Source organism: uncultured Mucilaginibacter sp. (assembly GCF_937859865.1).
Classification (GTDB): Bacteria; Bacteroidota; Bacteroidia; order Sphingobacteriales; family Sphingobacteriaceae; genus Mucilaginibacter_A.
Map to the genome: position 1 here is coordinate 19820 of NZ_CALMAT010000169.1, position 12044 is coordinate 31863.

The following is a 12044-nucleotide window of genomic DNA, read 5'->3' on the forward strand; positions in this document are numbered from 1 at the left end:
AAACTATGGTTTTTATCAGGAACTCGGCACCGCATCGCCACGCAAAGCCCTGAATTTTTTCCGCGCTTCGCTGATCCATAAGCTTGAAGGATAATCGGTAATGATTTTTTGGTACAATTGCTGGGCTTTGGCTTTGTCGTTCAGGCGGTTTTCGTATAAATCAGCCATCATAAAAACAGCATCATCGGCCCAAAGTTCGGTAGGATGATCGGCCACAATTTTTTGCAAAGGCGTAAGTGCGGCGGCATACTGTTTTTGCTGGATAAAAATTCGTGCTTTAGCCATCAAAATATCATCAGCCAAAGTATTGCCCGGATAAACCCGGTCAATGCTGTCCAAAGTTTTTACAGCACGGTCGGTTTGCTCTTTGTAAATCAAAAAATCGGCTCGGGCATACATTTTAAGTGCATTTCCGGTAGAATCAAAAGCCGTATTATCAGTAATTAAAAGCGAAAGGTTTAAAGCATCGTTGGCAATCAGTTGCGAAGTTGCCGCTTTTAACACATCCAATTGTGCTTTTGCCCAGGTAAAATCGCCGGTAAAATAAGCCAAATGGGCGTTGCGGTATTTGGCTTCCTGCGCGATATTGGTGTTTGGGAAGCCTTTTTCAACCTGGCTGTAAAGCAAAGTTGCTTCCCAGGGTTCGTTGTTCAGCAGGTAAACATCGCCCAAATCCATTTTGCAATCGGCCAAAAGGTTTTGTTGTAGATCGGGGATTTGCACGGCCTGCTCCAATAATTTCTCCGCTTCGGCTGTTTTATGCAATTTAAAAGCCTCGAGCCTGGCCAATTTTTGCATGGCAAAAGCAGTATTGCTGCTTTTGCCAAACTCGGTTAATAAATCCTGATAATCTTTTTCTAAGCTGATTAAATCCTGCTGCTGGTATTTGCCCGAAGTAACTTTTAAATTTTTAGTGTTGAGGATTTCAATCCGCGAAGGAATATAATACTCGCGCTCTTTTCCTTTCGAAATCACAAATTCGTAACCGCGGATGGCGGCATCATAAGCTTCGTTGCTGTTTAATGTTTGGCAAAGCTGGAAAACCTGCTCGCCGTTGTCTTTCTGGCGTTTAGAAAGCGCGATCACCTGGTTTAATGCCAGTTCGTACTCTTTTTGCTGCAAATATTGCCAGGTAAGCAGTTGGGTAAAAACGATGGCTTGCGGGTTTTTCTGGATTTTATCCAGCAGCAAACCTTTAAACGTTTCGTAATCTGCAGGGCCGTCAAACTGGTTGGCGATGTTGTTTTGTGCCTGGTACAGATAATCCGGGTTGGAAGTCAGGATGTTTAAATATTCTGCCGCCATTTGCATTTTTTCTCGCCGAAAACGGTACATGCTGATCAGCGGCATCGAGAACAACTGGTCATTATGCAATAACGCGCGGCCTTGCAAAAAAACCTTGATGGTATAATCCGTATTTCCGGCCTGGTACAATTGGTTTGCAATCATCGAAATTTGGCCTTCATCGGCAGGCAAGTTTTTCAGGATGTCTTTATAAACCGCTTCGGCTTTTGGCGCTTCACCTTTTTCTGTATAAATATTGGCCAGCATAATGGAATAATCCACATTGCCGGGATGCTTTTTGGCCATTTTTTTGGCCAGGTTTTCGGCTTCGTCCAGTTTTTTTAGGCTGATCAGGCTGTAACAATAAGGTTTAAAATACGTTTCGTTGTCCTGCTTGTACAATTTCTGGTAAAGCTGGCTGGCTTTGTCTTTTTCTCCGGATGCCGCATATTGTCTGGCCAGCAGCACGTCATCAGATTGCGCTACGGCAGTTAAAAAGAGACACGAAAAAAGAAGGGATAAAAACAGCTTCATACCAATCAAAAATAAACTAATTATGTGTTTAAACGAAGTTATGCCGGAAATAAGCCAGCCGGGCAGGTGTAAAATTGTGATGACAGAGGATTTAATTCTGGCTTAATTTCTAATTTAACCCAATCAAATTATTCGGATTTAGTATCCCAGAACCTGATGAGAAGGCTTTATTGGTTGTTTGTTGTTTGTGCAGTTACGGTTGTTTTTAACGCGTGCACCAACAATAGTGTAAGAAAAATCCCGGTGATCAGTTTTTTTAAAACGCCCGAAAAAACTGCTTTTCACATCTCGCCCAACGGCCAATATATTTCCTATTTGAAGCTGTACCATGAAAAGCCCAATATTTTTGTACAAAATATTGCTAATGGCAAAGAAAGTCGCGTTACTTCTTTTGCTGATTATCCGGTAAAAGATTATTTCTGGAGCTTGAACAATGAACTGATTTTCAACAAAGACCTGACGGACCTGAACCAATACCAGCTTTTTGCCCTGGATATGCGGGACATGAAACCTAAGATGCTCCTCTCTCTGGCTAAGGTGAAGCTGCGGTTGCTGAGCCGGAACCAAGCAAACAAAGACTGGATCAATATTGTGATGAACAAGCGCGATTCGGCCACTTTTGATGTTTATAATTTGAATGTGCAAACCGGCGAACTGAAACTGTACATCAAAAATCCGGGCAACATTACCGAATGGTACCCAGCTTCGGAAGGCACGATCCGTTTAGCCAAAGCCTCCGATGGCGTGAACGAAACGATTTTGTTCCGGCAAGACGATGCGCATCCTTTTAAACCCATCATCAGCAACAATTTCCGTAATTCGGTTACGCCTGTTGCTTTTACACAAGCCGGTGGCAACCATTTTTATGCACTTTCTAACCTCAACCGCGATAAAACTGCTTTAGTGGAAATTGATGCGGCAACAGGCAAAGAAGTGAAAATGATCTTGGACCAAAAAACAGCCGATATTGGTGAAGTTAATTACTCCAGAAGTAAACATCGTTTGGATTTGGTAAGTTGGGAAGAAGCAAAACCAAGAAAGCTTATTTTGAACAAACAAATGATGCTGGTTTACGATGACCTTTCGCAGCTTTTGCCCGATCAGGAAATTAAGGTTATTGACCGCGATACTTCTGAAAATAAATTGCTGATCAGTACATACACCGACCGAAGCCCGGGTTCTGTTTATTTGTATGCAGCCGACAGCAAAAAGCTAACCAAGCTAACCGATTTTAATACCGATATCAAGCCAGAAGAGATGTGCGCTATGAAGCCTATTTCTTACAAAGCCCGCGATGGTCTGCTAATCAATGGCTATTTGACTTTGCCCCAAACGCCTTACCAAAATGATTTGCCGGTAGTAGTGATGCCGCATGGCGGCCCCTGGAGCCGCAACAGTTGGGGCTACAATGCCGAAGTGCAGTTTTTGGCAAACCGTGGCTATGCTGTTTTTCAGGTAAATTACCGGGGTTCTACCGGTTATGGCAAAGCATTTAAAAGTGCCGGTTTTAAAGAAGTGGGCGGAAAAATGCAGCAGGACATTACCGATGGCGTAAAATGGTTGATCGCCAATAAAATTGCAAACCCTAAAGAAATAGCTATTTATGGCAATGGTTTTGGCGGTTTTTCGGCTTTGTATGGTATTTCTTTTAATCCCGGTTTGTACCAATGCGCGGTGGTGCAGTACGGTTTGATCAACTTTTTTACCTATATAAAAGATGTGCCGCCGTTTTTAAAGCCTTATCTTAGCATGACTTACGAAATGGTGGGCAACCCTGAAAAAGATGCAGACATGCTACGCGCCATTTCGCCGGTTTTTCATACCGATAAAATTAAAGCGCCTTTGCTGATCTTTCAGGGCGCAAAAGACCCGCGGGCAAATATCAGCGAGCTGAACCAATTTGTGCGTGATTTGCGCAGCCGCGATGTAAGCGTAGAATACGTGTTGAAGGAAAACGAACGCTTTTTTTTCAAAAACGAAAACAACCGTTTGGAAATGTACGGCGAAATTGAAAACTTCCTGGAAAACAACCTTAAAAACAAGAAGTAAGAACTTGTTTAGATTTGTACAAAAAAATTACGATGCTTCTTTTACCCTATAAAAATTGGTGTATGCACCAGCCTAAACAAATTACAAACCAATTGCCCACCAATTTTTAGGTGATAAAAGAAGCATGGAAAGCTTGGTAAATACATTTTAATCAGCTTCTAAAATTTTTAAAATAACTACATTGATTGAATGAAAGACAAAAGGGCTTACCGGAAAAACTTTTTACTGGTCTCGGCATTTGTGGTCCTCATTTCGGCCTTTGTTATTGTGATACTTCTTTTAGCCTATAAATTAACGCGTGGTTATGTCGAGAACGAGTTTGTTTCGCAAAAAGTGAACGTGCTGGAGCAGACGATCAAACCTTACAACAATTTCTTTCAAAACAAAGTAGCCGAAATAACTTCTTACGATGGCTTTCTCAATGTAAAATCGGCTTCCAATTACTCCGGCTCGGTTTTCAGCAATTTTCCCTTTGTTAAAAAAATAACCTTTTACGATTTGGCCATCAGCAACAACCGCAAAAACTATACGTTGCGCACCAACAACCTCAGCATCACCATCAAATCCGTTTGTGATTTTTCTCCCTATAAAGCCAATCCTGCCCGCGTTTTCACGAAGTTGCTGCCGAAAAACAAGATCAACAATGCGGATTTTAACCAGATGGCTTTGCAATTGTCGGCTTTTGTGGAAGATGTAGACACGGCAAAAATCAGCAGCCCGGATATTGATGTACGCAAGGTTTTTTACAATATTCAGCGCAATAAAATCACTTACTTAAACATACCGCGGCGGCAGGAACTGAAAATATACAAGGAGTTGGTTAACGTAAAAGAGCCGGTTTCTACTTACCAGCAGGATATGCTCACGTTTTACCTGGACCCATTTGCTTTAAAAATCCGCAATACCAACCCAGGTTTGTACCAATCCATCACGATCCGGCCTTTGGTTTACGATCAATTGGACAACGATCAGGAAAAAGTGGTTACCGAAATTGCTTTTCCGGGCGCTTTTTCAGATTATAAACTTTATTTCCGTACCAGTAAGCGTTTTTTGATGCACGAAATTATCCAACGTTTTTTGCCGATCGCTTTTGGCGTACTGATGGTTTATTTTTTCCTGCTGGTGATCGCGCTGCTCATCTACCGCAACCTGAACGTAAACCTGAAAGTGTTTAAGCTGCAGTACGATTTCATCAACAATTTTACGCACGAATTTAAAACGCCGGTAAGCGTGATCAAGATTGCCGGTTCAAACTTGCAGAGCAAAAACGAACTGAGCGAAAGGCAGCGCATCCATTACGGCAAAATTTTGAACGAAGAAGCCGACAAGCTGAACGAGCTGATGAACAAGTTGTTATCGTTTACGCAATTGGAAAATAAATCCATCCAAGTAAAAAGCGAGCAGGTTGATTTGGAGCAGTTTACCAAAAGCCAGATCGGTTCTTTTAAGATTAAATACCCAGCTTTCAACATCAGTTATGCCATCGAAAAAGTGGATACTTTTTTTACCGACCCAATTTTGCTGGGCAGTGTTTACCAAAACATGATGGAAAACGCTTACAAATATTCGCCGCCCGACAGAAAAGAATTGGCTATAAAAATTGAAAAGCATAAAAAAGGCGTTACCTTTAAATTTAAAGACCAGGGGATTGGTATAGAGCAGGCCGAACTCGACAATATTTTTAAAAAATTTTATCGGGTACAAAACCAATACAACCAAAACGGAAGTGTTGGCCTGGGGCTTGCTTTTTGCAAAGAACTAATTAATTTTATGCACGGAGAAATCAGTGTTAAAAGCAACATTGGCAAAGGTTCCGAATTTGTGGTTACATTGCCTTATGAAAATCAATAATGGGTAAAGAAATTAAAATTGCACTGGTAGAAGACGATGAAAACCTTCGTTTTTTGGTTGCCGAACGTTTGGAAGCTGAAGGTTACACGATTTTGGAAGCTGCGGACGGACTTTCCGCAGAAAAAATGATTTTGGAAGAACAGCCGGATATTGTGCTGCTGGACTGGATGCTGCCGGGCAAACAAGGATCAGAAGTTTGTGAGGAAATCCGCAGTAAAGGTTTTGATAACCTGGTGATTATGATGACGGCCAAAGCGCAGGACGTGGACAAGATTGAGGCTTACAACGTTGGCGTTTCGGATTACATCACCAAACCATTTAACATGGATGTTTTGGTTGCTTTGATTGAAAACAAAGTGCGCTACAAGTTGAGCAACGACAAGGCCGAAACCTACAAGTTTGCCAACATGGAGCATCAGCCCAACACACATACGCTGATTAAAGACGGCAAAAAGATAGAATTGACTATCCTGGAAAACCGTATTTTGCTATACTTCCTTAAAAACAAAAATAAAGTCATTCATCGCGAAGAACTGATGATGGAAGTTTGGGGCTACAACGCCGACGTAAACACCCGGACTTTGGATATGCACATCGTCCGCCTTCGGAAAAAAATTGAAGAAAACCCGGATTCACCGCAGTTTTTGCAAACGGTAAGAGGGATTGGGTATAAGTTTGTGCTGGAGTAGGTTTGGTCTAATGCTTCTTTTATCGGTATAAATTTAACTTATTGCTTTAGGGTCTTTACTATAAAAAATTTGTCCAACCCTTTCAATTTGTTCCTCCAAATCAGGGGAATTTAGTTGATCAAATATGGAAATATCAAATAAATAAGGCGTGTTTAAATCATCAATATCCCAACTGATCTTGGAACGTATTTTATCAGTTAAATTTTCACCTTTTAACGTGATATCAATGTCTGATCCGTTTCGGTAATTTCCTTTAGCCCGCGAACCATAAATAATTACTTTTTCCACTTCCGGATACTTTATAAATACGGAATTGATTTTATCTATCGTTTCTGGTTTTAAGCCAAATTTCATAATAAGGATTTCATTTTACTACTAAAACTTGCAAGTTCAGCATAATAATCATTTACAATTTTAGAAGCTATTTTATCTGCTGTTTCTTCATTATAAGTATGTACGCTCTCGTTTCTGCTTTCGATCATCTCCATCCAAACTTCGCCATTATTTATTAACTCCTTATTAAAAGCTTGTTTTGTTGCTGTTTTTGAACCATAAATATCTTTTATTCCATCCTCTGTTAAAAAGTCCTTCATCACATTCCAAGCCAGTTCATGGTTATATTCAAAACACTTTACTAAACCTTGTTCTTCAAACTTGTTTAATTCTCCTTTTTCAATAAATTCCGTAAGTTGGGCCAATGCCTTTTCAAAGTTTGCAAACCGTTGTTGCCATCTTATATCTTTTGGTTTTTCCATATTGATTAAATTTGGGCGAAGATAAGTAGTAAAACCAGCTTTAAAATTAGCCTCAAGAACTTGCCCTGCAACCGTTTTGCCCGATACTGTTTTTACCACCTAAAAATCAGTGTCGGTTTTAACTGGACGCGCTGGTTTGATGACTTTCCGATTTCGTAAATCGTACTTCTGGCCTTCGCTTAGAAAAATAAACGGCCCGGAAGAAGCGGTAAAATCTTCCTGGTTGTTTTTTACATGATTTGGCCCGTTGCCAATAATCGTGTTGTAATCGTAAATGGCGACGTAAGATTTCCCCAAAACCTCCATTGTATCGCGTTGCACCAAAACAGCCGTTGCTTCGTCCAGACCAATCCCGATCAGTTCGGGCGCAGTTTTAATAAAATCAACCAGATCAAACTGCCGATTTCTTTTAAGCAGATGCTGGTCAATAGCCGAGTTTTTCAAAAACCCTAAACCTTGCGTATGGTCGCCAATTAAAATTTGCGCGCCTTTGGTATCGCCGCGCCATAAAAAAGATCCGATAATAGAAGCACCGGCCGAACTTCCGGCGATAACACCGCCACGGTTCAGTACCTCAAAAAATGCCTGGTGCGTAAGCGTATTGAGGTAAGAATCGGCAATGTGCCATTGGCGGCCGCCCAAAAAGTAAACGCCTGTTGCCTGTTTTAAAGGCGCAATAAACTTTTCGCTGTTGGCCTCGCTTAAATTGCCGGTGTGCAAAAGGCTTACGTTTTTGATGCCGGTAATTTTTTTTATTTGCTCTACATCCTGAAAACGGTAAGCGGCAGAATCTCCGGCGGCAGCCGTAATCACTACAATTTTTGCGTTGGCTTTTCCGCCGGCCAGTTCTACAAATTTGTTCCAAATGGATGGCGTAGTGCCAACATTACCGCCAATAATCAGCAGCGAACCTTTTTCCGGCCCGTGCCTGGTGGTAGATTTTGGATTGATTTGAATAGGCGTTTGGGCGATAGCAACGGTAAAACCAATAAGCAGCAGGATGACCGGAAAAAAAAGGTGTTTTTTCATAATTTAAAATTATAATTAAAAACCCGATTTCTGTTTTTAATTGTAATCCAGTTACGGCACGTTGCACCTTTATTCCTAATAAAAAATTATTAGCAATTTCAAACCAATAGCTTTTCATCAACCTAAAAAAGTACCGATAAAAGAAGCATTGCCTTACTTCATATATTCTTTTTCCAAAAACAAATAACGGGCGCGGTCCTGTTCCGGCTTTAACTGGCTGTTCACATCAATATTCATAAAATAAACCGGGTTACTGCCTGTGTTTGGCGTCCATTTTGGCAAGTTTCCACCGTTTGGATTACCGGTTTTAACAAAGTTGGCGAAGTATGAAAGCATTGTTTCCGAAACCTGTTCGTCATCTTTTGTCCAGGCATAAACTTTATTGTACGGCAAGTTTCCCAGGGCGTATTCAATTTCCGAAGCATGCGATGCACCAACCATTGGTTTTGGTGCAGTGCTGGTAGCCGAATTGTTGGTTTGGCCAACAGCAGCAGGCCGCGGGTGCGAAAACCAATAACGGTAAACAGGTTTGGTGCCGGTTTTAGTTTGCAAATCGGCCCATTTCCAGGTGCTAAAAGCAATAAAACGATTGCTGGCCAAAGCCGTTGCCGAGCGGATTACCTCTTCCTGGTTTGCTCCCGGATAAAGCTTTAAAGCCTCATCCGCACGTTCGCCGTAAAGCTGTTCCAACTTGTTTTTGTAATTCTCCACGGTTGGCGTATCACGGCCCATCAAACCCTGGTAAGAGGATTCGGCCGAATTCCAGCCTACCAAAAGCGGAACATGGGCTTGTTTTCCTGCTGCAAAAATAGCCGCCGGTGTTTCTGGTAAAAAGTAACCGTCAATTGTTCCGGCAACACCAAATGCGCCTGGCTGCCCGGTTGCTTCCAACAGTTTTTCGGCTGGTAGGGCACGCAGTTCGGCCAGCGTTTTTGCGTTCACTTTTTCTGCAAAAGCAAGGCCTCTTTGCTCGCCTTCGGCCAAAGTAACGGGCGTAAAAGTTGGTTTAATCATCGCACCGCTTTCGCCAATGGCACCGGCAATCAGGTTTTTGGATAAAGGCGAAGCCATTTGTGCAAAAACAGAAATAGAACCTGCTGACTCGCCGCCAATCGTGATTTTATTTGGATCGCCGCCAAAAGCTGCAATATTCTGCTTTACCCAACGCAAAGCTGCGTTTTGGTCCAGCAAACCATAATTTCCGGAAGCATGGTGCGGCGATTCTTTCGTTAATTCCGGGTGCGCCATAAATCCGAAAACATCCAACCGGTAGCTTAAAGTAACGGCAACAACGCCTTTTCGGGCCATCGCTTCGCCGTCGTACCGGCCTTCCGAACCATCGCCTCCTACAAAACCTCCGCCATAAAAATAGACCAGTACGGGCAATTTTTGGTTGGCTGATTTGGCCGGTGTCCAGACGTTCAAATACAAACAATCTTCGCTCATTCCGTTTGAGCGAAAAACCATATCGCTAAAAATGGACCTTTGCATGGCGCGCGGGCCAAAATGGTCTGCTTTGCGCACGCCGCTCCAATTTTTTGCCGGTTGCGGTTCTTTCCAACGTAAATCGCCAACGGGCGGCGCAGCAAAAGGAATGCCTTTAAAACTGCGGATGCCCGAACTTTCGGTGGTTCCTTCCAGCGTTCCGTTTGCAACTTTTGCACGGTTAGTAGTTTGGGCTTTGGCTGATGAAAATAACGCCGCAGCAATCATGGGAATCATTAAAAATGAATAAATACTTTTCATTGAATCAGGTTTTAGGTTGATGGATTGGCATCAGCACAACACTTGTTTTGTTAAATTTGATTGTGGTGCAAGCAAATATAAGTTTCTATTTTAATTGTTGTGGCGGATTTAAAAACGTGTTTATCGTGATGCTTCTTTTATCGCCTAAAAATCAGCATCACCCTATGCCGGTTAATGTAGGCACATAAATTATGGTGCTAAAAGAAGCATTGGGTTTATCCTAAACTTGTTACAGCACTTTTTGGCTGATATTAAAAAGCATTGCTATTATTCGTTTACTTTCACCCAAAATATTGATCTTGCAACGGTTATACAACATATATGAACAAGCTTTTACGTTCCGGGATTTTAGTTTTCGGTTTAACATTAGGAAACGAATTTGCTGCGCTTGCCCAACAAATTAACGCGCCAGCTTTAACGGCAAATGATTATGCACATGCCGAAAAAATGATGGCTTACAATACAGCGACGCTGGTAGATTACGCCAGCGTCAGGCCAAATTGGATCAGCAAAAACCAGTTTTGGTACCACGTTTTAACGCCGCAGGGTAGCAGGTTTATGTTGGTTGATGCAGCTAAAAAAACACGTGCTGCCGCTTTTGACCAGGAAAAACTGGCGGCATCGCTTTCTTTGGCAACCGGAAAAACTTACCAGGCAAATAGGCTTCCGTTTCAAAATTTTAGTTTGTCGGCTGATCAAAAGTCCATCATTTTTAAGGCAGATGGGAAACAATGGAAATGCGATTTAACTACTTATCAATGTGCTGCAGATAATTCATCGGTAAAAAAAGCATTGAACAACGAAGGCGGGCAGCAGGCATCCGGCAACGAAATTATTTCTCCCGACGGAACAAAAGCAGCTTTTATCAAGGATTACAATTTGTGTGTTCGTGATGTCAACACCAGCCAGCAAACGGCATTAACAACCGATGGCGTAAAAGATTATGGTTACGCAACCGATAACGCTGGTTGGAAACAAAGTGAAAGCTCGGTTTTACTGTGGTCGCCTGATTCTAAAAAGATCGCCACTTTTAAGCAAGACCAGCGCAAGGTGAGCGACATGTATTTGGTGAGCACCAACGTAGGCAAACCAACTTTGAAAGCCTGGAAATATCCGTTGCCGGGCGATTCGGTGATTGCGATGATTGAGCGCGTGATTATCAATGTGGATCAGCCAAAAGTAATCCGCTTGCAAATTCCTCCAGATCCGCACCGCGCCACTTTAAGTGATGATATTTCCAGCGGCGGAAGTTTTGACGATGTAGATTGGAACGCAGACGCTTCGCAATTGGCTTTCGTTTCCACTTCGCGCGACCATAAAGATGAAAAAGTACGTATTGCAAATGCCGAAACCGGAGCCGTTCGCGAAGTTTTTGAAGAAAAAGTAGCCACGCAATTTGAATCCGGACAAGGGGCAATCAATTGGCGCTACTTAGCCAAAACTAACGAGATTTTGTGGTATTCTGAACGGGATAATTGGGGACATTTGTATCTGTACAATGCTTCAACTGGAAAACTAAAAAACCAGATTACCAAAGGCAATTGGGTAGTAACAAAATTGCTTAACGTAGACGAGAAAAAGCGCGAACTGTATTTTATGGCCGATGGATTGGAAGCAGAAAACCCATATTTCAGCCAGCTTTGCAAAATTGGTTTTGATGGAAAACACTTTGCAGTTTTAACGCCGGAAGCCGGAAACCATCAAGTTACTTTCTCGCCCGGAAATGATTATTTTATTGATAGTTACTCCAAACCAAACGTTCCGCCGGTTACGGTTTTGCGTGATTTAAACGGTAAATTATTGGTGAATTTGGAGAAAGCGGACGTATCCAGATTAACGGCTTCCGGCTGGCACGCGCCAATTCCAATCACCATAAAAGCACATGACGGCAAAACGGATTTGTACGGGCTAATGTTTACGCCAACCAATTTAAATGCACAAAAGAAGTATCCGGTGGTGGATTATATTTATCCGGGGCCGCAGGGTGGCAGCGTTGGCAGTTGGTCTTTTGCCGCTTCCAGGGGTGATAACCAGGCTCTTGCAGAATTAGGTTTTGTTGTGGTTGAAATTGAAGGGACAAGCAACCCGCTACGTTCTAAAAGTTTCC

At 42.3% G+C, this 12044-nt stretch carries 9 protein-coding genes; 4 read left to right on the plus strand and 5 right to left on the minus strand.

The window, feature by feature from the left end; all coding sequences use genetic code 11:
- Nucleotides 1-15: 15 nt before the first annotated feature.
- Nucleotides 16-1818, minus strand: a complete 1803-nt coding sequence (locus Q0192_RS17845) for a tetratricopeptide repeat protein (protein WP_299291707.1) — start codon at nt 1816-1818, stop codon at nt 16-18.
- Nucleotides 1819-1974: 156 nt separating this feature from the next.
- Between Q0192_RS17845 and Q0192_RS17850 the strand changes: the two genes are divergently transcribed.
- The 3 genes from Q0192_RS17850 (at nt 1975) to Q0192_RS17860 (ending at nt 6407) form a co-directional block, all read left to right on the plus strand.
- Entirely contained in the window at nt 1975-3867 is a 1893-nt protein-coding gene (locus Q0192_RS17850) for a prolyl oligopeptidase family serine peptidase (protein ID WP_299291709.1), read from the plus strand.
- Nucleotides 3868-4056: 189 nt separating this feature from the next.
- Entirely contained in the window at nt 4057-5718 is a 1662-nt protein-coding gene (locus Q0192_RS17855; protein ID WP_299291711.1) for a HAMP domain-containing sensor histidine kinase, read from the plus strand.
- Complete coding sequence (locus tag Q0192_RS17860; RefSeq protein WP_299291713.1) at nt 5718-6407, plus strand: response regulator transcription factor; 690 nt, start codon at nt 5718-5720, stop codon at nt 6405-6407. The genes Q0192_RS17855 and Q0192_RS17860 overlap by 1 nt, the downstream gene beginning before the upstream one ends.
- 33 nt (nt 6408-6440) lie before the next feature.
- Here the strand turns inward: Q0192_RS17860 and Q0192_RS17865 are convergent, their stop codons facing one another.
- The 4 genes from Q0192_RS17865 to Q0192_RS17880 form a co-directional block, all read right to left on the minus strand.
- Nucleotides 6441-6761, minus strand: coding sequence for a nucleotidyltransferase domain-containing protein (locus Q0192_RS17865; protein ID WP_299291715.1), 321 nt, complete (start codon nt 6759-6761; stop codon nt 6441-6443).
- Entirely contained in the window at nt 6758-7261 is a 504-nt protein-coding gene (locus Q0192_RS17870) for a nucleotidyltransferase substrate binding protein (protein WP_299291717.1), read from the minus strand. The genes Q0192_RS17865 and Q0192_RS17870 overlap by 4 nt, the downstream gene beginning before the upstream one ends.
- On the minus strand, nt 7262-8191 hold the full coding sequence (locus tag Q0192_RS17875; RefSeq protein ID WP_299291719.1) for a cyanophycinase: 930 nt from the start codon (nt 8189-8191) through the stop codon (nt 7262-7264).
- Nucleotides 8192-8344: 153 nt separating this feature from the next.
- Nucleotides 8345-9937: a carboxylesterase family protein gene (locus Q0192_RS17880; protein ID WP_299291721.1), complete on the minus strand. Its 1593-nt coding sequence runs from the start codon at nt 9935-9937 to the stop codon at nt 8345-8347.
- 321 nt (nt 9938-10258) lie between these two features.
- Here Q0192_RS17880 and Q0192_RS17885 point away from each other — a divergent pair.
- Nucleotides 10259-12044 (plus strand): DPP IV N-terminal domain-containing protein (locus tag Q0192_RS17885; protein ID WP_299291723.1); only part of this gene is annotated, 1786 nt, incomplete at its 3' end.

Excerpts from the sequence above, each read along its gene's own strand:
- Q0192_RS17850 (WP_299291709.1), top strand. The coding sequence starts at position 1,975 with ATGAGAAGGCTTTATTGGTTGTTTGTTGTTTGTGCAGTTACGGTTGTT.
- Q0192_RS17845 (WP_299291707.1), bottom strand. The coding sequence starts at position 1,818 with ATGAAGCTGTTTTTATCCCTTCTTTTTTCGTGTCTCTTTTTAACTGCC.
- Q0192_RS17865 (WP_299291715.1), bottom strand. The coding sequence starts at position 6,761 with ATGAAATTTGGCTTAAAACCAGAAACGATAGATAAAATCAATTCCGTA.
- Q0192_RS17860 (WP_299291713.1), top strand. The coding sequence starts at position 5,718 with ATGGGTAAAGAAATTAAAATTGCACTGGTAGAAGACGATGAAAACCTT.
- Q0192_RS17880 (WP_299291721.1), bottom strand. The coding sequence starts at position 9,937 with ATGAAAAGTATTTATTCATTTTTAATGATTCCCATGATTGCTGCGGCG.
- Q0192_RS17875 (WP_299291719.1), bottom strand. The coding sequence starts at position 8,191 with ATGAAAAAACACCTTTTTTTTCCGGTCATCCTGCTGCTTATTGGTTTT.
- Q0192_RS17855 (WP_299291711.1), top strand. The coding sequence starts at position 4,057 with ATGAAAGACAAAAGGGCTTACCGGAAAAACTTTTTACTGGTCTCGGCA.